Below are 21732 nucleotides of genomic sequence, written 5' to 3' on the forward strand. Positions count from 1 at the left end.
TGGCCGCGCCGGAGATGATGTGGTCGACGCCGAAGCTGACCGTTGCGATGGCGTGCAGCAGCCCGCCGATGGCCCCGCCAGCGGCGCCGATGAGCATGCCCCACCACGGGCCGAACTCCAGTGCCCCGTAGGCGCCGAACCAGGTGCCGAGGATGAGCATGCCCTCCAGGCCGATGTTCACCACGCCGGCCCGCTCGGAGAAGATGCCCCCCATGGCTGGCATCAGGATCGGCACCGCGTAGGCGAGCGCGATCGACCAGGTGGTGCTGTGGGCGAGTTGGTCGGTGGCCGGTCGGGCGAACTGCTCGGTGAGGGCGAGGAGCGCCACGCCGATGACGGCGATGACGGCGAACCGCAGCCGCCGCTGGAACTGCCGGTCCTGCGGTGTGTCCGTCGGGCGCGGGTACCAGTTGGGTCGGCCGGCGAAGCGCTCGAACGGCTGCCAGGGCTTCGGCGCGTCGCCGTCGGGGGTGGTCTGGGAGTCGAGTGTCATGTCGCGGGTCTCGTGTCGGACTCGGTCGCGTCGGACGGCGTACCCGGGGGTGTATCCGGCTCGCTCGATGCCATAGCCAAGGAGGCGGCGCGTGCCTCCTCGTCCTGGCGCCGCCGCTGCACCACGACGAACGTGATCACCGCGGCGAAGATCATGATTCCCTTCATGATCTCCACGATCTCCTGGGGGGCGTCACCGTGCACGTCCAGAATCGGCGCGGCGCTCTCCAGGAACGCGAATCCGAGGGCACCGATGGCGATGCCGCCTGGATGGTTCTGGCCCAGCAGCGCCACGGCGATGCCGGCGAAGCCGAGGTTCTGGGTGAACTGCAGCCCGTAGGCGTAGTCGCGGCCCAGCACCTCCGGCAGCCCCACCAGGCCTCCCACTGCCCCGCTGAGCGCCATGGCCACGATGATCGTTCGCTTCGGGGAGACGCCGGAGGCCTCGGCGGCGAGCGGGTTGATGCCCGACGCCCGCAGGTCGTAGCCGGGCCGGGTTCGTGCGACGTAGATCCAGTAGAGGATCCCGATGATGATCGCCACGATGACGAACCCCCAGAGGAAGCGGCCCTTGCCGATCTCCCGGGTGAACGTCTCGACGAAGCCGTTCAGGTCGGGCATGCGGCCCGAGGGTGGGATCTCGGCGGTCTCCTGGTTGAGGCTCTCGTCGGGAACGTCCCAGCGCCGGAACAGCATCGCCACGACGAAGCTGATGGAGACGGCGTTGAGCATGATCGTGGAGATCACCTCGTGGATGCCGCGGGTGACCTTCAGGACACCGGCGATGAGCGCCCACACCGACCCCGTGGCCATGCCCACCAGGATGATGACCGTGAGGTGAAGCGGCGCGGGCAGTGACAGTTCGGCGGCCACCTGCGCGGCAATGATCGACGCCAGGATGTACTGACCCTCCACACCGATGTTGAAGAGGTTCATCCGGAAGCCGATCGCCACCGCCACCGCCGACAGGTACAGCGGCGTGGCCCTGTTCACCATGTCGACGAGGGTCTCCAACTCGAACCCGTAGGAGAACATGCGCCCGTAGGCCGGGAACGGGTTGCTGCCGCTGAGCACGAGCGCTATCGAGGCCACGGCCAGCGACAGGATCAGCGCCGCCACGGGCGCAGCCAGCGCCAGCGTGAGGCGCCGGTGTGCGGGGAGACGATGGGAGGTGCGGGTGCTCATGCGTGCTGCATCTCCTCGACCTCACCGGCGGCGCCGGTCATGTGGGCGCCCAACTCGCGGGGAGTGACGGTCGCCGGATCCAGCGCGGCGGAGATGCGGCCGCGGAAGATGACGAGCAGGTGGTCCGACAGCCCGATCAACTCGTCCAGATCGGCCGAGACCAGCAGCACAGCCAGCCCCTGCTCGCGCGCCTGGTGCAGCGTCTCCCAGACGGCGGCCTGGGCGCCCACGTCGATGCCCCGCGTCGGGTGTGCGGCGATCAGCAGATTGGGCGTCATGATCATCTCCCGCCCGATAATCAGCTTCTGCTGGTTGCCGCCGGAGAGGGCATGGGCCGCGACGTTGGGCCCCGGCGTGCGCACGTCGAAGGCGGCGATGAGTTCCCGGGTCTTGTTACGCGCCGCCTTGGGGGTCAGCCAGAAGCCCTTGCGCGAGTACGGCTCCTTGCCCTGGTGCCCGCACATGGCGTTCTCCCAGAGCGGCGCGGGCAGCAGCAGGCCTCGCCGGTGACGATCCTCGGGGATGTACCCGATGCCCGCCTCGCGTCGCCGGCGCACGGTCCATTCGTTGATGTCGGCGCCCTCCAGGAGCACGCGGCCCTGCGACGGCTCCCGGATCCCCAGCAGGGCCTCCACGAACTCGACTTGGCCGTTGCCCTCCACGCCGGCCACACCCACGATCTCGCCCCGGCGAACCTCCAGGCTGATCCCCTTGACGACCTCCCGCTCGTCGTCGTCGAGGACCGAGAGACTTTCGATCTGCAGGGAGACGGTGTCCCGCACGGTCGTGGTCCGGGCCTCGGGGGTGGGAAGCTCCGAGCCGACCATCAACTCCGCCAGATCGCGGGGCGATACCTCGTCGGGCTTCACCGTGGCGACCGTCCTGCCCGCCCGCAGGACGGTGATCGTGTCGGCGATCTCCAGCACCTCGTCCAGCTTGTGGTCGATGAAGACGATCGTCTCGCCGCGGGCGCACATGTCCCGCATGTTGCGGAACAACTCCTCCACCTCGTGGGGAACGAGAACCGAGGTGGGCTCGTCCAGGATGAGGATGCGGGCGCCCCGGTAGAGCACCTTGATGATCTCGACGCGCTGGCGCTCGCCCACACCCAGGTTCTCGACCGGTTCGTCGAGGTGCACGTCCAGCCCGTAGGCGTCGCTGAGTTCGGTGACGCGCCGGCGCGCGCCGGCGAAGTCGATGCGCCCGCCTCGCCCCGTCGGTTCGGCGCCGAGGATGATGTTCTCCAGCACCGTGAGGTTGTCGGCCAGCATGAAGTGCTGGTGCACCATGCCGATGCCGGCGGCCAGGGCGTCTCGGGGCGAGCGGAAATGCACCTCGTCGCCTCTGACGACGATGCGCCCCTCGTCGGCGGGCAGCATGCCGTACAGCACGTTCATGAGCGTGGACTTGCCGGCGCCGTTCTCGCCGCAGATGGCGTGGATCTCGCCCTCGGCGACCGTGAGGTTGACGCGGTCGTTGGCGAGCACCCCGGGGAAGCGCTTGGTGATGTTCTCTAACGACAGAGCCGGCGTCATGGCGTCGCGATCGACCTCCTGGGGCGAACTCGGCGCCTAGCTTGGCACGCCACCGTCGAGCCCGCGTGGAGTGTCCGGGCGAGAGTTGACCGGTGCGGGGTCCCGGAACACTCCGGGACCCCGCACCGGTGACGAGCGTGCCGCTGGATCAGCCGGTCGTCTCCGGGACGACGATGTCGCCGCGGATGATCGCCTGCTTGAACTCCTCGAGTTGCGGGATGATGTCGTTCAGGAAACCGCCGGAGATGGAGTAGCCCACGCCGTTGGCTGCCAGGTCGAACACGGTGAGGCCGCCGGTGAACGTGCCGTTGACGACCCTCTCGATGGTGTTGTAGACGGCCACGTCGACCCGCTTCAGCATTGAGCTGAGGATGTACGGTCGCACCTCCTCGGCGGACGTCCAGTACTGGTCGGAGTCCACGCCGATGGCCCAGACCTTGGAGCCGCCGGCCTCGCTGAACTCCTTGGCCGCCTCGAACAGACCCGCGCCCGAGCCGCCGGCGGCGTGATAGATCACGTCCGCGCCGCCTTCGTACATGGACTGGGCGATGATCTTGGCCTCGGCGGGCTGCGACCAGCCGTCGAAGTCAGGCGGCTCGGTCACGTAGGTGGCCAGGATTTCGATGTTCGGATCCACGGCGTAGACGCCCGCCTCGAAGCCGGCGTGGAACTTGCGAATGATCGGGATGTCCACGCCGCCGATGAACCCGACGGTGCCGGTGTTGGACTTCAGCGCCGCCGCGGCGCCCACGAGGAACGAGCCCTCGTGCTCGGCGAAGGTCAGTCCGGCGAGATTGGGGAGCTCAGCGGGAAAGCTGTCGATGATGCCGAAGAAGGTGTCGGGGTTGTTGGTCGCCACCTCGGTGATGGACTCGCCGAACAGGAAGCCCACGCCGATCACGAGGTCGGCGCCGTCGGCAGAGAGTTGCAGCAGCTCGGCGCGGTTGGAGCCGTCGGGGTTCGGCGAAGCCTCCGTCGGGTTTATCCGCAGGAAGTCGGCCGCCCTGTCGAGGCCCGCCGCCGCGGAGTCGTTGAACGACTGGTCGCCGCGGCCGCCGATGTCGAACACCAGCGCCGCGGTGACGTCCTCGCCGCCGCCGCGCTCGGTGGTCTCGGGCACCACGATGGTGCCGCCCACGATGGCTTCCTTGAACCTCTCCAGTTCGGGCACGATGTCGTCCACGAAGCCACCCGTGGTGGAGTAGCCGACGCCGTCCACGGCCAGGTTGAAGACCGTTGTGCCGCCGGTGAAGGCACCGTTGGCGACCGCTTCGATGGTGTTGTAGACCGCCACGTCCACCCGCTTCAGCATCGACGTGAGGATGTACGGGCGGACCTCCTCGGCGGAGGTGTTGTACTGGTCGGAGTCCACGCCGATGGCCCACACGTGGGAGCCGCCGGCCTCGCTGAACTCCTTGGCCGCCTCGAACAGGCCTGCGCCCGTCCCGCCGGCCGCGTGATAGATCACATCGGCGCCGGCCTCGTACATGGACTGGGCGATGATCTTGCCCTCCGCCGGCTGCGACCAGCCGTCGAAGTCCGGCGGCTCGGTGACGTAGGCGTCGAGGATGCGGATGTCCGGGTTGACGGCGTGGACGCCTGCCTCGAAGCCGGCGTGGAAGCGCCGGATCAGCGGGATGTCGACGCCGCCGATGAAGCCGACGGTGCCGGTGTTGGACTTCAGCGCCGCGGCCGCGCCGACGAGGAACGAGCCCTCGTGCTCGGCGAAGACCAGCCCGGCGAGGTTGTCGGTTCCCTCGGGGGCGCTGTCGATGATGCCGAAGAAGGTGTCGGGGTTGTTCGCCGCCACCTCGGTGATGGACTCGCCGAACAGGAAGCCCACGCCGATCACCAGTTCGGCGCCGTCGGCGGAGAGCTGCAGCAGCTCAGCACGGTTGGAGCCGTCGGGGTTCGGCGAGGCCTCCGTGGTGTTGACGCCCAACTCGGCGGCCGCCCTGTCCAGGCCTGCTGCGGCCGAGTCGTTGAACGACTGGTCGCCGCGCCCGCCGATGTCGAACACCAGTGCCGCGGTGATGTCCTCGGCGCCCGGAGGCGGCGGGGGAGGCTCGGCGGGTGCGTCGGCAGGCGCCTCGGCCGGCGCGTCGGCAGGTGCCGGCGCCTCGGCCGCCCCGTCGTCCGCGGCCGGCGCCGGCGCGGGTGGCGCCTCGGCAGCGGTCGTGGGTTCGTCGTCGCCGCCGCACGCCGCCGCCACCATCACGGTGGCCAGCAGGATCGCCAGCAGCCCGGTAAGTCCTCGTCTCATTGTCTCTCGTTTCTCCTTGCGGTTCTCGGCTCAAGGGGGCCTTCGCCCTCTCCCCATTAGCGGCGGATTGCGGGTGCCCCGCAGGGAAGTGACCCGCAGGCACGTAGCGATCCGGACCGGACCGCGCCCCGCCGACGCCCGCAGACTATCCGCGGTCGGCGGTACGCGTTGCTCGCCGGGCCGCCGGCGCGGGGCGCCCCGACCGCTTCACCGAGACCGGGACCGTCGGGTTCGAGCGCCGCATGGAGACCGCGGAGGAATACAAGGAGTTCGGTGCCGCTAATCCGAGATGGCGGGGCCGCCTCGGCGGGTTTTCTCTAGACAGCTCTTGCAGCCGAGGCGGTGGCGGTTGCGGGCGACGAGTTCGTAGACGCCGGCCGCCAGCAGGGAGATACCCGGCCAGGTGAGGGTGCGGCCGAGCCTGGCCCAGGACCCGCCGCAGGCCCCCAGCGCGGCGGTGATGGCAAGGTGGCCGCGGTGCTGCGTGCCGTCGCCGTCGATCCACCAGGCGGCGTCGGCGGCCTGCTCGGGATTCAGACCCAGCGCGGCGAGGGGGGCTCGCTGCGACGCCACGACCGCTGCGTCAACCACGAGCCGGGGGGCGATCCAGTCTGCGCAGCGTTGGCAGAAGCCGCAGTCGCCGTCGTAGACGAGCACCGGGAGCGCCCGAACATCGGTCGCCGGCCGGATCCCCTCCGGGTGATCGGGTGCCGGGGCGGGCTCCGGGGGCACGGGGGTGCGAGGGTCGTCGGCGGCTTGGCGCGCCGGTTGGGGAACTAGGAGTTGCGGCCCAGGTTGGGCTTGCGTCCGTGGTTTGCCTTCTTGCGCCGGGCGTTGGCCCGCTTGCGCTGCGTGCGCTTCGACATGGGTACCTCCCGGAGGACCAGCCTACCGGTGGCTGTCCGGCAAGCCCGCGGCCCGATGGGGTGCCGCCGGCATGCCGCGCGGGCGTCCCGGTACGCTGCGTCCGCTGTGCAGCGATTCGGGCTCGTGGGCCTGCCCAACTCCGGAAAGTCGTCGCTCTTCAACGCGCTGACCGGCGGTGACTCGCCGGTGGCGCCCTACGCCTTCACCACCGTGGACACGCACCTCGGCGAAGCCAAGGTGGCCGACGAGCGGCTCGATCTGGTCGCCGCCACGAGCGGGTCGGCCAAGGTCACCCCTGCGACCGTGCAGTTCAGCGACATCGGCGGGCTGGCTTCCGGAGCGGCTCGCGGCGAGGGCCTCGGCAACCGGTTCCTCGGCGGCATCCGCGAGGTCGACGCCGTGGTGCTGGTCCTGCGCGCCTTCGCCGGCGAGGAGGTCGAGGGCATCGACGATTCACTGGAGTCGCTGCTCACGCTGGAACTGGAACTGGGCCTTGCCGACCTCGAGAGCCTCGAGCGGCAGGCGGACAGGAAGCGCCGGCAGGCCAAGGGCGACGCCTCCGTCGGCCCCGAGGTGGCATGCATGGAGCGGGCCACCGAGGTTCTGGCCGGTGGCACGCCGCTGTGGCGCAGCGATCTCACGGTCGCCGAGCGGGAGTTGCTGGCCCCGTGTTTCCTGCTCACCAACAAGCCTGTCGTCGCCGTGGTGAACGTCGACGAACAGGCCGCCGTCGCCGACACCGAGGCCGCGGTCACGGGAGTGCGCGCGGCGCTGGGCGGGGCGCAGACGCTCGCCGTGTGCGCGCGCCTGGAGGCAGAGGTGGCGGAACTGCCCGAGGCCGAGCGGGGCGAGATGGCCGAGAGCCTCGGCCTCGGGGAGGGGGCCCTGGCACGGCTCGTGGCCGCCTCGTACCGCGCCCTGGGCTTGCGCACGTTCTTCACCACCGCACCCAAGGAGACCCGGGCGTGGCCGTTCGCGGCCGGAAGCACCGCCGACGTCTGTGCCGGGCTGGTCCATACGGACTTCCAGCGGGGTTTCATCCGCGCCGAGACCATCCAGTGGGCGGATCTGTTGGAGATGGGCTCGTGGTCGGCCGCCCGCGCCGGCGGGCTCCTGCGCGCCGAGGGTCGCAGCTACGTGGTGCAGGACGGCGACGTCCTGGAGATCCGCTTCAACGTGTAGCCGGGTTCCCGGGAGTCGCAGCCGGGTCAGGCGCGGTGCAGCAAGTCGCCGCGCAGGGCTCGGGCCATGGACCGGAGCTGCCCAGGGCGCGGCGCGGTGCGCGCGGGTCGAGCCGTTCGCGGATCAACTCCACGATCATGTCCACGAAGTCGGGATGGGTGCCCACCGTCGGCGAGCGCGCCAGACGCATGCCGAGCGCCGCGGCGGCGCCGGCGGCCTCGTCGTCCAGATCGTGGATCACCTCCATGTGGTCCGACACGAACCCCAGCGGCACGAGGACGACGTCGTCGACGCCCTCCCGCTGCAGCGCCTCGAGATGGTCCGCGACGTCGGGCTCCAGCCACGGCACCTGCGTCGGGCCGCTGCGGCTCTGATAGACGAGATCCCAGCGGCGCGCACCTCCGGCCTCCGAGCGCTGCGGCACGCGCTCGGCGATCAGCGCGGCCGCCTCGCGCAGTTGACGCTCATAGGGTGCGCCGGCCGCCATCGCCGTCGGGATGCTGTGGGCACAGAACACGAGGCGCGCCGGCCCCGTTGCCCCGGCGCTCTCGAGGCCGGACAGTGCGCCTCGTGCGCCCTCGGCCATAGGCTCGATGAACCCGGGGTGGTTCCAGTAGAGGCGCAACTTGTGGATCTCCGGCTCGCCTCCGGAGCCGGCGACGGCGCGGGCGATGTCCTCGCGGTACTGCCGGCAGCCCGAATACGACCCGAAGGCCGAGGTCACGAAGGCCAGTGCCCGGCGGACGCCGTCAGCCCGCATTGCCGCCACCGTGTCCGCCAGCAGCGGGTGCCAGTTTCGGTTGCCCCAGTAGACGGGCAGTTCCACCGCGGCGTCGCGGAGCCTCGGCTCCAGAGCGGCGACCAGGGCGCGGTTCTGGTCGTTGATGGGGCTCCGGCCGCCGCGGGCCAGGTAGTGCTCGGCCGCCTCCTCCAGCCGCCCGGTGGGGACGTCACGGCCGCGGGTCACGTTGCGGAGGAAGGGCACGACCTCCTCGGGGCCCTCCGGGCCGCCGAAGGAAACGACGACGACGGCGTCGCAGTCCGGGGGCGCGGCCAACTGAAGACCCATTGACCGACACCGTAGGCAGGCGCGTCCCGCGGCGCGCCACGGGGCGCGCGGTTGACCGGCGCCTCCCCTCGGCACAACCGGGCAGCGGCCGGATTTGGAGGTCATGTCGGCGACGCGGTAGGGAAATTGCACTGATGGTCACGAATAATGTGTCCCTCCGCCCCAGACACCGGGGCTGGCTCGCCGCGCTCGCGGTGGTGATCGGTACGGCCGCGCTCGCTCCCGGCGCCACGGCGCAGGAGTCGGCGGTCGAGGAGCTGCCGCCGTACGCGAACCCCCGCCTGGCGGAGCAGGACCTCGCCTGGGCGGAGGAGAATCTGGAGGCGGCCAGACGCAGGCTGGCACAGCGCACCCAGGAGTTCGACCTGCTCGTCGCGGAGGCCGCCGACCTCGTCGGAATCGAGCAGGACCTGGTCAACGACGTGATCGAGTCCCGGAACCGTGCCGCGGAGTTCCTGGTGGTGTCCTACATGACCGGCCGGTTCGGTGCGCTCAGCGCCGAGCTGCTGGCCCTGGAGCACCTCACGGACGCGCTCTACATGCAGAACCTGATCGCGGCGCGGGCCACCGCCATCGCCGACGCCTACAGCGACTACGAGCACCTGATCGCCGAGGCCGGGGATCGCCTGCTCTTCGTGCTGGATCGCATCGAGGTGGTGCACCGCGACATCCAACTGGCGCACCGCGACATCCCGCTGCTCGAGGATCGACTCGCCGAAGCCCGGTGGGTGGCCTCGGTCGCCGAGATCCACGCCGTGGCCGAGGCAGAACTGGCCCGCCGCGGGCGGCGGGACCCGGCACCGGCGCAGTGGGAGGCGCTACGGCAGTGCGAGTCGTCGGGGAACTACCTCGTCAACACCGGCAACGGCTACTACGGCGCCTACCAGTTCGATCAGGCGACGTGGGAGTCGGTGGGCGGCAGCGGGCGCCCCCACTGGGCCGAACCCGTCGTGCAGGACGCCAGGGCCCGCCTCCTGCACGCACGGCGGGGCTGGCAGCCCTGGCCCATCTGCGGGCGCCACCTGCGCTGAGGTTCACGTCCCGCAGCGGGCCGTTCGCCCGGTCGGGCCGGGCGCCTACGCCGTGGCAGGTCCTGATCGCTGCTTCTCCATCAGGGCGGCCGCGTTGCGGATGATCGAGTCGGCAAGCCCCCGGCACGTCGCCTGGCGCGTCCTGGCGAACGCCCCGGCGTCGAGGCGCTGGGCGAGTTCGGCAGCCGCTTCGAGGGCGTCGCCGGTGGCGTCGGACGAGTGCGCACGATCGAGGAATCCGACGTCGACGGCCTCGGCCGGAGAGTAGATCCGCGCGGTGTTGCAGGCCAGCGTGAAATGTCGGGGTGACAGGCGGGCGCGTGCGAGGTCGACCACCAACTCCGGCAGGGCGATGCCGATGGCCACCTCGTTGAGGCCGATCTTGAAGTCACCCGCCGAGCAGACGCGGACGTCCGAGCAGAGCAGCAGCACGGCCCCGGCCGCTAGGGCGTGCCCGGTGCAGGCCGCCACGACCGGACGCGGGAACTCCGCGAGCCGGAGGAAGATCTCCGTGCCCTTGTGGAGCAGATCCGCGCCGGGGCGACCGCCGGCGCGCATCACGTTGAGATCCAGCCCGGCGCAGAACACGCCCGGCCGTCCGGCGAGCACGACGGCCCCCGCGCGCCCCTCCGCGGTGTCGAGCGCCCCCCACAGGCCGTCGAGCAGGGCGGGAGTGAGTGCGTTGACCTTGCCGTCGTCGATCCGGATGAGGGCGACGTCGCCGGCGAGGCTCATAGTGACTGGGGGTTCGCTCAAGGGGGCTCCCTCGTTCTCTCGACGGTCGCCGTCGTTTCTCGCCGTCCGCGCCGGTTCCTGGGCGACTCGAGCGGCCCGGACCCTATATCCTGGCTGGCGTGAACACTGATTCGGCCGCGGGCTCGACCGCCACCGCCACCGCCCCGTCCCCCGTTCTGCAGGTGACCGACGAAGCCGCCGAGGTCGTCCTCGGCGCGCTGGCCGACGAACCCGACGGCACCGGACTCGGTCTGCGCGTCGCTGTCTCGGGCACGGAGATGTCGCCCAGCATGACCTTCGAGTTCAGCTACGACCTGTCGCTGCACGAGGTCGAGACGGTGGACGGCGACGACGTGGTGTACGAGGCGGCTGGGCTGACCGTCATCATTCCCGCCGACTCCGTCGATAACCTCACCGGCGCCACCCTGGATGTGCCCAGCAATCCCCTGCAGGGCGGCCTGGTGATCCGCAACCCCAACCGCCCCGACATGGCCGACCGCATCGACCTGTCGGAATCCGGCTCGGTGGCCGAACGGCTGCAGAACCTGCTGAACAACCACGTCAACCCCTCCCTCGCCGCGCACGGTGGGTACGTGGAACTCGTCAAGGTGGAGGACAGCAAGGCGTTCCTGCTGATGGGAGGCGGTTGCCAGGGATGCACGATGAGCGCCGCCACCCTGCATCAGGGCGTCGCCACGATCATCACCCAGCACGTGCCGGAGATCCTCGACGTGATCGATGTCACCGATCACGCCGCCGGCGAGAACCCCTTCTACCAGTAAGGCCCACCTCCGGCGGGATGCCGGGCGGGGCGGGCAGGATCAGCCGAGCGCCTCCAGCGCGGTCGCCGCGATCGAGGACGCGTCGAGGCCGCACGCCGCCAGGATCTCGTCGGGCTTGCCGTGCGGCAGGTAGGCGGTGGGGATCCCCAGGATCCGCAGAACAGGCATGGCCGCGGGGTGGTCCATGGCGCTCAGGGCCGTTGCGATGCCGGCGCCGGCGCCGCCCTCGCGGATGCCGTCCTCAACGGTGACCACGAGCGCGTGCGACCGGGCATCGTTCAACATCGCCTCATCCAGCGGAGTCACCACCCGCACATCCCAGACCGAGGTGGAGATCCCGTGGCTCTCCACCTCGTCGGCGGCTTGCTCGGCGGCGTCCAGCATCTTGCCCACCGCCAGCAGGCAGACCGTCTCGCCGCTGCGCACCTTGCGGCCGGCGAGCCCGCTGCCCACCTCGTCCTCGGCGACCTGGCGGGCCGCGGTCTTGGGCCAGCGGATGGCGACCGGTCCGTCGCTCATATCCAGCGCCTGTGACAGCATGACCTCCAGTTCCTGGTACGAGGACGGGGCCATCACGCACATGCCCGGGACCTTCGTGAGCAGCGCCATGTCGAGGATCCCGTGGTGCGAGGGACCGTCGTCGCCGGTGATGCCCGCCCGGTCGATGCAGAACACCACCGGCTGGCGATGCAACCCCACGTCGAGATTGACCTGGTCGAAGGCCCGTGTGAGGAAGGTGGAGTAGATCGCCACCACCGGGCGCAGGCCGCCCATCGCCATGCCGGCGGCCGAGGTCACGGCGTGCTGCTCGGCGATGCCGACGTCCACGAACCGGTCACCGAAGCGATCCTTGAAGGTCAGCAACCCCGTGGAGTCGGGCATGGCGGCGGTGATCGCCACCAGGTCCGGCCGGGACTCGGCCTCCTTCACGATGGCGTCGGCGAAGGCCTGGGTGTAACTGCCGAGCTTTGTCTGGGAGGTGTCGTGCATGCGCTTGACGGGGTCGCGCTCGGCGGGGGCGTAACCGCGCCCCTTGTCGGTCAGCACGTGCACGACGACCGGCCCCTTCAACTCGGCCGCGTGGCGCAGGCTGCGCTCCAGGTTGCGGATGTCGTGACCGTCGAACGGCCCGGTGTAGCGAACGCCGAGGTCTGAGAAGAACGAGGGCGACTCCTGCAGTTCCCGCACGCCGGCCTTGACGGCGTCGACGACCCGGTCGACGTGCTCGCCGACAAGCGGTAGATCCCCCAGGATCCGCTCGAGCCGTTCCTGTTGCTGGACGAACGCCGGGTTCACCGCCAGGCGGGCGAGTCGTTCACTGAGCCGGGACACCGTGGGGGCGTACGAGCGGCCGTTGTCGTTGAAGATGATGACCACGTCCAGGTTGGAGTGGCCCAGGTTGTTCAACCCCTCGAAGGCCATGCCCCCGGTCATCGACCCGTCCCCGATCACCGCCACCACGCGGCGCCGGGGCCCACCCCGCTCTTCGGCGTTCCGGTAGGCCATCGCCAGCCCGTGGGCATAGCTCAACGACGTCGAAGCGTGGCTGTTCTCGACCCAGTCGTGCTCGGATTCCTCGCGTGAGGGATAGCCCGACAGCCCTCCCGGCTTGCGCAGTTCCTCGAACATGCGCGAGCGGCCGGTCACGATCTTGTGCACGTAGGCCTGGTGGCCCGTGTCCCAGATGATCGCATCGGTGGGAGAGTTGAAGACGCGGTGCAGGGCGAGTGTCAACTCGACCGCGCCGAGGTTCGAGCCCAGATGGCCACCGTGGGTGGTGACCGCGTCCACGATGAAGGCCCGGATTTCCTCGGCGAGCGTGTCGAGTTCGTCGTAGCCCATCTCCCGCAGGGACGCGGGCGTGATGACCCGATTCAGCAGCATGGTGGAGCCTCGCTGGGATCGTCAGCCGGGGACAATATGTGGATACTTTAGTGAGGCGAACGGCGCTGGGTCGTCTTGGCGACGATCTCGTCGGCGCGCCGGCCGCGGTCCAGCCGTCGCTCCCGGCGCTGTTGGCTCCAGCGCACCAGCGGCGTGGCCCATGCCAGAGCCAGCAGCAGGCAGGCGACCCCCGCCACCGCGTCGATCCAGTAGTGGTTGGCGGTCACCACGACGGCGAAGAGGGTCAGCGGCGGGTAGAGGTACACGCAGACGCGCCCCCAGCCGCTGCGCACCCGGCCGCGGAGCGCCAGGAAGCACCAGAACGCCCAGGCGAAGTGGATGCTCGGCATCGCCGCGTACTGGTTGGAGAGCGCCTGGAAGGTGCCGGAGTCGAACGACCAGAGACCTTCGTAGTGGATCATGGTGTCGACGAAGCCGGCATCCGGCAGGCACGCGCCGTACGGCCCGCAATCGCCGAGCAGCCGCGGCGGCATGAGCGGGAACAGTGCGAACCCCACGAGTCCCAGTCCGGTGCACACCAAACCTGTGGTCCGCCACCGCTGGTAGACCTCGGGGAACTTGAGGTAGAGCCACACCAGCGTGAAGAACGTCACGCTGAAATGCAGCAGCCCGTAGAAGACGTTCCAGATCGCGATGAAGGCGTCCCAGCCCAGGAACCAGCCCTGCATGGCGGACTCGAAGTAGAGGCCCAGCGCCTGCTCGAGTTCGATCACGATCTCGGCGTTGTTCAGGGCGTGGACCGGCCCCACCGCCGCCGAGCCGAAGTGGTTCCGGACGAGGTTGTAGCCGAAGTAGAACAAGCCGATGAGCAGGATCTCCCGCCACCAGCGGATGCCCAGCCGGTGTCGCGTGGCCTGATGCGGGCCACCCAAGGCCTCGCCTTGTTCCTGCAACCAGCGGACAACCGGCCATTGCGTCCACCGGCGCCTTCGGTCGTGTCCCTCACGACCCTGCGGTCGGACAACCCCGGTGGTCACGTGAACCTCAGACGAGGGCCTCGGCGCGGTCGTCGCCGGTCTCCGGCGGGCGGGCCGCAGCGCGCCGGCGACCGAACAGCCGGTTCCCGAGCAGCACCGCGGGCAGTCCGGGGAGGCTGCAGAGCAGGATCAGCAGACCGATCAGCAGGCCCAGCGAGAACGCCTGCTCCTCGGGCGCGCCGATGGCGGTCAGGAAGAACACGAGCGAGGCCTCGCGCACGCCGAGCCCGCCGATGCCCAGCGGCAGGACCTGCAGCATCAGGACGGCGGGGAAGAAGGCCAACAGGGCGGTGAAGCCCACCTCGTCGATGCCCATCGCCTCGGTGGCGCATCCCACGGCCAGCAGCACCGACATCTGGTAGACCACCGAGGCGACCAGCAGCCGTACCGCGGCGCGCGGCTGCGCCCTCAGGGCATCCAGTGCCAGATGCATGGCGTTGAGGTAACGGGCGATCCCGGTGCGCCCCGCCAGCCAACGGCCCGTGGCGTTGTGCCCCACGACGTAGAGCAGGCCGCCGAAGGCGGCGAGCGTGACGCCCGCCAGCGTTATGGCGGTGGCCGAAGAGGCGCCCAGGCCGGCCAGAGGCGGGTTCAGAGCCAGGCCGACGAAGGTGAACATGGGCAGCACCAGCCACCCCGAGAGCCGTTCGAAGATCACCGAGGCGAAGGCAGCGGGGTGCTTGCCGGTGTCGCGCCCGAGCCGGGTGACACGCAGCACGTCCCCGCCGATGGTTGTCGGCATCACGTTCGACACGAACTGCCCGGCGATGAAGTGGGACAGGATCCCGCGCAGGGGAACCTCGAGGCGCAGCGCCTCGGTGACCTGGCGCCAGCGGAGGGCGGCGAGCACCAGCGACAGGCCCATGAGCGCGAACGCGCCGAACAGCCAGAAGGGCGTCCAGCGGTTCCACTCCGGGAGCAGCTTGGAGGCGTCGAGGTTCGGACCCTGGACGATGAGGAAAGTCAGCAGCCCGCCGCTGATGCCCGCACGGAGGGCGTAGACGGTCCAGGTGCGCTTGCGGTCCATGGGTTCCTCAGGGGATCGGGTTGCGCCGGCGTCCGGGTGGATCGGCTCGGTGACGCCGCTGCTCGGTGATGTCCGGCGCCGGCGTCGGCCCGAAGCGCCGATAGGTATCCCCAAGGCTACTCGTGCGTGCCGCTGCCATGTCCCGCAACGACAGCGAGGCGAACGCCTGGTGCCGCCGGCGACGGCAACGCGGCACGCCTGCCGAGGCTCCGGCCTGCCCCGGCGGCGGCTGGCTACCGTGCCGGCGGCAGGCGCTCGCCGAACCGCCGGCGGTCGACGACGATCCGCACGATGCGTCCGCTGCCCACCAGGTCGCCGTCGGCGTCGCGCGCCTCCACGCTGAAGGTGAGCCGGCGCCCCTCGACCCGATCGAGGCGCGCCCTGGCGAACACCGCTCGCCCCACCGGGACGGGCCGCACATGGTCGAAGTGGACCCGCATGCTGACGCTGGTGGAGTTGGCGGGCAGGCGGCCGGCGATGGCGTCGATCGTCGCGACCTCGCTCAGGGTCAGGAGCACCGGTGTGGCGAGGACGGCCATGTCGCTCGAGCCGACGGCCGCGCCCGTGTCGTCGGCGCCGACCGTGCGTTCCGCGCGGCCCGAAGCGCCGGGTTCGAGTGGCACGGTCCGTACACTACGGCGAGCCGCGCGGGCGGTCACGTTGCCGCGGGGGCGCGTTCCGGTCGGCGCGCCGCTGGGACCAGGTTCGGGACCGGCGGTTGGTACCCTGATTGTCCCTCGAGTCGCGACCACCCGGAGGAGCGGCGCGTGGCGGCGAAGGAGGCAGCGATGTCAAGCGCCATGCCGGATGCGGAACTGCTCGACGCCACCCTGCATGCGGCGCTGCGCACCGGCGGGGACTTCGCCGAGGTCTTCGTCGAGGACCGGCGCAACTCCCGTGCCTCATTCGACGACGGGAGGGTCGAGGAACTGGTCTCGGGGCGGTTGAGGGGTGCGGGTGTCCGTGTCCGCTCCGGGGAGTCGATCGGCTTCGCCCACACCACCGATCTCTCCGCCGACGGGCTGCGCAGCGCCGCCCGTTCCGCCGCCGCGGCCGCCCGCGCCGGGGGGGTGCGCCAGGGCGCCGCCGCGTTGAGCCGCCGCGAGGCGCCGCACCCCAACGAGGTGGCCGTCCTCCCCGACGCCGTCGCCAAGGCCAGAAAGGTGGAGCTGCTGCTCGCCGCCGAGGAGGTCGCCCGCGCCGAGGGAGCCGCCGTGTTCCAGGTCGCCTGCACCTACGGCGACAGCCGGCGCCGGATCCTCGTTGCCAACAGCGACGGCCTGCTGTCCGGCGACGAGCAGGTGAAGACCTTCTTCGCGGTGTCGGTGGACGCGGAAGGCGACGGTGGCAAGCAGAACGGCCGGGAGACCGTCGGGCACACCGTGGGCTTCGAACTCTTCGACCGGGTCGACGTGGCCGATCTGGCGCGCACCGCCGCCCGGCGCGCGCTGGGGAAGCTGGAGGCAGTGCCCGCTCCCGGCGGCGAGATGCCGGTCGTCATCGGGCCGGGGGGAGGCGGAGTGCTGTTCCACGAGGCCTGCGGGCACGGGTTGGAGGCCGACCACATCCACAAGGACATGTCGGTCTTCGCCGGGCGGATCGGCGAGCGGGTGGCGAGCCCCATGGTCACCCTCGTCGACGACGGCACGATGCCCGGCGAGTGGGGATGCTACGGCATCGACGACGAGGGGCGCCCGGCCCAACGCAACGTGCTCATCGCCGACGGTGTGCTGGTGGACTACATGTGGGACCGGCTGCGAGCCGACCGCGACGGGCGGGACGCCTCGTCGGGAAACGGGCGACGCCAGAGCTACCAGCACCTGCCGATGGTCCGCATGACCAATACCTTCATCGGCAACGGCGACAGCGATCCCGACGACATCGTGGCCGACACGAGCCGCGGGGTCTACGTGGCGCACCTCGGCGGGGGGCAGGTGAACACCGCCACCGGCGATTTCGTGTTCGGCATGACCGAGGCCTACCTCATCGAGGACGGCCGCCTGACCGCGCCGATCCGCGAGGGCAACCTCATCGGCAACGGCCCGGAGGCGCTGATGGCCATCGACGCTGTGGCCGACGATTTCGCCATGGGCTCTCCGGGAACCTGCGGCAAGGACGGCCAGGGCGTGCCGGTGGGCGACGGCACCCCCACGCTGCGGGTGCAGCGCCTCACCGTCGGTGGCACCGCCGCCTAGCACCGCCGGCAGCGGCGTCAGCGCCGGCGGCGGAGCGACGGTCACATGAGCATCGACGACGGCACCGGCGAGGCGTTGGCGGCCCTCGGCGACCGGGTGGTGGCCTCGGCGCGGCCCGGAGAGCAGATCGAGGTCGTGGCGGTGCGGTCGGTGGAGACCAGCGTCCGCACCTGGAACGGCGAGGTGGAGTCGTTCGCATCCGCCACCGTCGACGGGGTGGGCGTCAGGGTGGTGGTCGACCGGCGGCAGGGGTTCGCCCACGCCGGCAGTCACGAGCCCTCCGTCGTGGCCGAGACGCTGGCGGAGGCCCGGGACAACGCCGCCTTCGGCACCCCTGACGAGCACCTCGGCGTGGCGGTGCCCGACGGCGTCGCTGCTGCGGAACTGGACCTCTGGCGCCCCGAACTGGCGGCGGTTGCGCCTGAGCGCAAGATCGACCTGGCCATGGAGTTGGAGCGGGCGGTGCTGGCGGGCGACCGGCGCATCCGCGGGGTGGAGTCCGCCGACTATACCGACTCGCTGTCGGTCGGCGCGGTCGTCACCACCAGCGGCATCCGTTCGGTCGACCGCGACTCCGGCTGCTGCCTCTCGGTCTTCTCACTTGCGGCCGACGGTGCCGAGACGCAAACGGGGTTCGGTTTCAGCGTCGGGCGCAGCCTCGACGATCTCGACGTGCAGCGGGCGGCGGGCGACGCCGTCGAGCGGGCCGTGCGGCTGCTCGGCGCCCGCAAGCCTGCCACTATGCGCACCACCGTCGTGTTCGACCCGTGGGTCACGGCGCAGTTCCTGGGGCTCGTCGGCGCCACTGTGTCGGGGGAGGCCGCAGTGACGAACCGCTCGCTGTTCGCCGGCCGCCTCGGGGAGCAGGTGGCCTCGCCGCTGCTGTCGCTGACCGACGACCCCACCGACCCGGCCGCCTTCGGTGCCGGCCCCTGCGACGGCGAGGGACTGGCCACGCGCCGCAACGAGTTGATCTTGGCGGGTGTCCTGCAGCGGTTCCTGCACAACAGCTACACGGGCCGCCGCTTCGGCGCAGCCTCCACCGGCTCGGCGGTACGGGGCTACGCCTCGGCTCCCGGCGTGGGCGCCATGGCGCTGGCGGCGGCACCGGGCGACCGCAGCCCCGCCGAACTCATCGCTTCGGTCTCCGACGGCGTTCTTGTGCAGGAGGTGAGCGGGCTGCACTCGGGGGTGAACCTGGTGAGCGGCGACTTCTCCACGGGCGCCGAGGGGTTGCGCATCCGCGACGGCGAGCTGGCCGAGCCCATACGGGAGTTCACGGTGGCCTCGACGCTGCAGCGGATGCTGCTCGACGTGGCAGCGGTGGGCAGCGACCTGACCTGGCTGCCGATGACGGCCGCCGGTGTCACCCTAGTGGTCGCCGACGTGACGGTGTCAGGGGAGTGAGCGCCGCGCCGGGCTGACCGGCAGGCGGGCGGGTGATGTCGGTTCTCGAGGCCGTCCTCCTCGGCATCCTGCAGGGGCTGAGCGAGTTCCTGCCGATCTCCTCCAGCGGCCACCTGCAGCTCGTGATCTGGCTGGCCGGATGGCAGCCGTTCGAGGGTGATCCGAGCCTCTGGACGGCTTTCGAGGTGGCCCTGCACGTCGGCACCCTGGCGGGCGTGCTGGCCTTCTTCGGCCGCGAGGTCGCCGGGCTCGCGGCGGCGGGAGCGCGCCAAGTCCTCGGACGGCGCAGCGCGGACGGCCGGCGGGCCTGGCTGCTCGTGCTGGCCACCGTGCCGGCGGGGATCGTGGGAGTGGCGGCCGGCTCCGCGCTGGAACGCAACGAGCGGGTCTGGGTGACCGGTTGCACCCTGGCGCTCTTCGGAGTCTGGCTGTGGTGGGCGGATCGCCGCAGCGCGACCCGCCCCGACGCCGTTCTGGGGGGCTCCGACGCCCTGGCGCTGGGGGTGGCGCAAGCGCTGGCGCTGGTCCCCGGCGTGTCGCGGTCCGGCGCCATCATGACCGCGGCACGCCTCCGGGGTTACCCGCGCCTCGAGGCGGCGCGGGTCGCCATGCTCATGAGCGTGCCGGTGATCGCCGGGGCGGCGGTCTACAAGCTGATCGACCTGGGCGGCTGGTCGGGTATCCCGGCCGACGCGCAGGCGGCGTTCATCTGGGGAACGGTGGCGGCGGCCCTGTCGGGCTGGGCGGCGGTGTCGCTCCTCGTGGCGCTGGTCCGTCGCATCGACTTCGCCCCCTTCGCCGTGTACCGCGTCGCCCTCGGCATCTCCGTGCTGGTTCTCATGGCCACCTCCTTCCGCGACACTCCCTGGATCTGAGCAGTCTCCGGCTGCCGGGGCCGGACGCCGCGGCCGGAGCGGCGGGGGTGCGGGGTGCTCTCAGCCGGAGGGCGTGCCGACGGCGACGACGGTGACGGCGCCCCAGACCAGGGCGGACACCGTGGCGTTCACCTCGCCGGCCCGGATCGCCACGGTCACGGCCTCCTCGCCGAGTTCGAGAACTGTGGCGTGGTCTGCCACGGTCCGCGCCTCGGGCGCGGTCTCGGTTGCGAAGTTGTCGAAGACGGCGACGAGACTCACCGAGTCGCCGGGGCGCACCGGTGGAACCCCGTAGCCGGCGGGCACCGACACGGCCGCCACACCCGGCGGCAGCCGGCTGCTGAGCCCGCCGCCGAGGCCTGCCACGCGCTCGCTGTGCACAACCTCCCCCGGGTAGATCGTGGCCGCGGCGACGGCGCCGGTGGCGAGTTCGGTGACCGCGCCGGAGGGCACAGCGGCGGCCGGCCGCGCTTGCCACTGCACGGTCTCGTTGCCGAGCGGCTCACCGGGTCTGATGAGGCTGACGGCCACCGGCACCTGGCGCAGTTCGCCGTAGACCGCCTCCAGTTGGTGCTGGCGGTCCGACTGGCGGGCCACGCCCGTGACGGTGAGGGCGACGAGAAGCGCCACGGCACTCCAGTAGACGAGCGGGCGGCGCAGCCAGCGGAACAGGGGCGACCGGCGCCACGTGGGGAACTCGGCGCGGCGGCGCAGCGGGGACGGGGTCGGCATGGCGGGCTTCCTCTCGGGCGTGGGGGTTGGGGGGAAGCCGCGCCGGAGTCCCGGCGCCGATGCGCAGGTTACCGGTGGTCGCCCGCGGTGCCGCTAGGAGGCGTCGTGCGAGAGAGGGGGTCCTGCCCGATCGCCGCAACAGGCGGGTTGTTCTGCGGGAAGGTCGGCCACCAGGCGCCCGATCAGGTTCCGCACGCGGGCCAGGTTCTCCCGGAAGACGGCCAGGACCTGCTCGTGGGTGACCGGCTCGGCGCCGGTGTCGCCGGCCACACCGGCGTCGTAGTCGGTCACGAGGGCGATGCCACCGAAGCACATGCCCAGTTCGGCGGCCAGCGGCGCCTCGGGGATCTGCGTCATGTTCACCACGTCGCCGCCGAGGGCGCCGAACCAGGCCGACTCGGCGCGGCTCGAGAAGCGCGGTCCTTCGATGACCACCACCGTGCCGCCGTCGTGCACGCTGATTCCCTCGGCCCGGGCGGCGGCGACCGCCGTGCGCCGCAGCGCCGGGCAGTACGGGTCGGCGAAGGTCACGTGGTGGGTGTGCGGACCGTCGTAGTAGGTCTGTCGGCGCCCCTGGGTGCGGTCCACGATCTGGTCGCAGACCACGAACTCGCCGGGGGCGACGTGCGGCTGCAGCGAGCCGCAGGAGAACGGCGCCAGCAAGGTCTCGACGCCGGCGGCTCGCAGCGCCCACAGGTTCGCCCGGTAGGGCACCCGGTGGGCCGGATACTCGTGGTTCTCGCCGTGGCGGGCCAGGAAGGCCACGTCGCGACCGGCGAAGCGGCCAATCCGGGGCGCGGCCGACGGGGGGCCGTACGGCGTGTCGATCTCGACGGGGCGCAACTCCTCGGCCAGCGAGTAGAAGCCGCTCCCGCCCAGGACGCCGATCCCCGCCTTGCCGCCGGTCATGTCGCCGCCGCCGGGGTGGCTGTCACCGCGCCGCCGGTGCCGGCACTCTCACGACGATGTGGCACCTGCGGGGGTTCGGTCGCTCGCCGCCTCCCCGCCGCCGTCGCCGGAAGAGTCCTTCGTGCCGCCGGTGCTCTCCTTGGTCGACTCGGACGACTCGGTCGACTCGGACCCGGTCGAGGTGTCGTCGCCGGGCTTCTTCCCGTTGGCGCCGCGCGTGGCCCCCGAGCGGCTGTCCGTCTTGTAGAACCCGTCGCCCCTGAAGGTGATCGAGGGAGCGCTGAAGACCTTCCGGACCTCCCCCTCACCGGGGGCGACGCAGGCGGCGGGGGCCTGCTCGGAGGCGGCGCCGGGGCAGTGCGTCAGGCTGTCCTCGCTGAAACTCTGCCGGACCTCGAAGCGGGCGTCACAGGTTCGGCAGCGGTATTCGTAGGTGGGCATCTGTTCCTCGCCTTCGACGCCCGAGCGGGCGCCGGGGGGACGACTCACGGACCGGCCGCCAACCCTATAGCGACGGCCGCTCGGCGCCACGCCCGCGGCCCGATGCGGGGACCCGGCGACGGT

19 protein-coding genes and 1 pseudogene are annotated in these 21732 nt (G+C 71.2%); 6 read left to right on the forward strand and 14 right to left on the reverse strand.

Annotated features, from left to right (window positions below):
* The 5 genes from OXG55_16325 to OXG55_16345 form a co-directional block, all read right to left on the reverse strand.
* Window positions 1–493 (reverse strand): hypothetical protein (locus OXG55_16325; protein MCY4104803.1); only part of this gene is annotated, 493 nt, incomplete at its 3' end.
* Complete coding sequence (locus tag OXG55_16330) at window positions 490–1677, reverse strand: ABC transporter permease (GenBank protein MCY4104804.1); 1188 nt, start codon at window positions 1675–1677, stop codon at window positions 490–492. The genes OXG55_16325 and OXG55_16330, both read right to left, overlap by 4 nt.
* Entirely contained in the window at window positions 1674–3212 is a 1539-nt protein-coding gene (locus tag OXG55_16335) for an ABC transporter ATP-binding protein (GenBank protein MCY4104805.1), read from the reverse strand. Before OXG55_16335 ends, OXG55_16330 begins: the two co-directional genes overlap by 4 nt.
* A gap of 148 nt (window positions 3213–3360) precedes the next feature.
* On the reverse strand, window positions 3361–5475 hold the full coding sequence (locus tag OXG55_16340) for a BMP family ABC transporter substrate-binding protein (GenBank protein MCY4104806.1): 2115 nt from the start codon (window positions 5473–5475) through the stop codon (window positions 3361–3363).
* A 279-nt stretch (window positions 5476–5754) separates the two neighbouring features.
* Complete coding sequence (locus tag OXG55_16345; GenBank protein MCY4104807.1) at window positions 5755–6207, reverse strand: DCC1-like thiol-disulfide oxidoreductase family protein; 453 nt, start codon at window positions 6205–6207, stop codon at window positions 5755–5757.
* Between the two features lie 240 nt (window positions 6208–6447).
* On the opposite strand from OXG55_16345, the gene ychF reads away from it, so the two are divergent.
* On the forward strand, window positions 6448–7524 hold the full coding sequence (ychF, locus tag OXG55_16350; protein MCY4104808.1) for a redox-regulated ATPase YchF: 1077 nt from the start codon (window positions 6448–6450) through the stop codon (window positions 7522–7524).
* Here ychF and OXG55_16355 read toward each other — a convergent pair.
* The gene (locus OXG55_16355) at window positions 7514–8593 is read right to left on the reverse strand and encodes a ferrochelatase (protein ID MCY4104809.1); all 1080 of its coding nucleotides are present in this window, start codon (window positions 8591–8593) and stop codon (window positions 7514–7516) included. The two genes, ychF and OXG55_16355, sit on opposite strands and share 11 nt — an antisense overlap.
* 809 nt (window positions 8594–9402) lie before the next feature.
* Here OXG55_16355 and OXG55_16360 point away from each other — a divergent pair.
* Window positions 9403–9624 (forward strand): annotated as a pseudogene (locus OXG55_16360) (transglycosylase family protein).
* Between the two features lie 45 nt (window positions 9625–9669).
* On the opposite strand, the gene OXG55_16365 reads toward OXG55_16360, so the two are convergent.
* Window positions 9670–10380: a crotonase/enoyl-CoA hydratase family protein gene (locus OXG55_16365; protein ID MCY4104810.1), complete on the reverse strand. Its 711-nt coding sequence runs from the start codon at window positions 10378–10380 to the stop codon at window positions 9670–9672.
* 98 nt (window positions 10381–10478) lie between these two features.
* On the opposite strand from OXG55_16365, the gene OXG55_16370 reads away from it, so the two are divergent.
* The gene (locus OXG55_16370; protein ID MCY4104811.1) at window positions 10479–11141 is read left to right on the forward strand and encodes a NifU family protein; all 663 of its coding nucleotides are present in this window, start codon (window positions 10479–10481) and stop codon (window positions 11139–11141) included.
* 39 nt (window positions 11142–11180) lie between these two features.
* Here OXG55_16370 and dxs read toward each other — a convergent pair whose 3' ends face one another.
* The 4 genes from dxs to OXG55_16390 form a co-directional block, all read right to left on the reverse strand.
* Window positions 11181–13025, reverse strand: coding sequence for a 1-deoxy-D-xylulose-5-phosphate synthase (gene dxs / locus OXG55_16375; GenBank protein MCY4104812.1), 1845 nt, complete (start codon window positions 13023–13025; stop codon window positions 11181–11183).
* Between the two features lie 47 nt (window positions 13026–13072).
* The gene (locus OXG55_16380) at window positions 13073–13918 is read right to left on the reverse strand and encodes a phosphatase PAP2 family protein (GenBank protein MCY4104813.1); all 846 of its coding nucleotides are present in this window, start codon (window positions 13916–13918) and stop codon (window positions 13073–13075) included.
* A 112-nt stretch (window positions 13919–14030) separates the two neighbouring features.
* Entirely contained in the window at window positions 14031–15050 is a 1020-nt protein-coding gene (locus OXG55_16385; protein MCY4104814.1) for a lysylphosphatidylglycerol synthase transmembrane domain-containing protein, read from the reverse strand.
* A 233-nt stretch (window positions 15051–15283) separates the two neighbouring features.
* The gene (locus tag OXG55_16390; protein ID MCY4104815.1) at window positions 15284–15673 is read right to left on the reverse strand and encodes a thioesterase; all 390 of its coding nucleotides are present in this window, start codon (window positions 15671–15673) and stop codon (window positions 15284–15286) included.
* Window positions 15674–15838: 165 nt separating this feature from the next.
* On the opposite strand from OXG55_16390, the gene OXG55_16395 reads away from it, so the two are divergent.
* The 3 genes from OXG55_16395 to OXG55_16405 are packed head-to-tail and all read left to right on the forward strand — an operon-like array spanning window position 15839 to window position 19527.
* Window positions 15839–17245, forward strand: coding sequence for a TldD/PmbA family protein (locus OXG55_16395; protein MCY4104816.1), 1407 nt, complete (start codon window positions 15839–15841; stop codon window positions 17243–17245).
* Between the two features lie 45 nt (window positions 17246–17290).
* Window positions 17291–18652 (forward strand): TldD/PmbA family protein, encoded by a 1362-nt coding sequence (locus OXG55_16400; GenBank protein ID MCY4104817.1) that lies wholly within the window; start codon window positions 17291–17293, stop codon window positions 18650–18652.
* 35 nt (window positions 18653–18687) lie between these two features.
* Window positions 18688–19527, forward strand: coding sequence for an undecaprenyl-diphosphate phosphatase (locus tag OXG55_16405; GenBank protein ID MCY4104818.1), 840 nt, complete (start codon window positions 18688–18690; stop codon window positions 19525–19527).
* 60 nt (window positions 19528–19587) lie between these two features.
* Here the strand turns inward: OXG55_16405 and OXG55_16410 are convergent, their stop codons facing one another.
* The 3 genes from OXG55_16410 to OXG55_16420 form a co-directional block, all read right to left on the reverse strand.
* A complete protein-coding gene (locus tag OXG55_16410; GenBank protein ID MCY4104819.1) occupies window positions 19588–20259 on the reverse strand; it encodes an SAF domain-containing protein in 672 nt (223 codons plus the stop codon).
* 93 nt (window positions 20260–20352) lie between these two features.
* Window positions 20353–21168, reverse strand: coding sequence for an S-methyl-5'-thioadenosine phosphorylase (locus OXG55_16415; protein ID MCY4104820.1), 816 nt, complete (start codon window positions 21166–21168; stop codon window positions 20353–20355).
* 48 nt (window positions 21169–21216) lie between these two features.
* Entirely contained in the window at window positions 21217–21609 is a 393-nt protein-coding gene (locus OXG55_16420) for a zinc ribbon domain-containing protein (protein ID MCY4104821.1), read from the reverse strand.
* Window positions 21610–21732 lie beyond the last annotated feature (123 nt).

It is taken from the genome of bacterium, from assembly GCA_026708055.1.
In the GTDB taxonomy this organism is placed as follows: domain Bacteria; phylum Actinomycetota; class Acidimicrobiia; order Acidimicrobiales; family CATQHL01; genus VXNF01.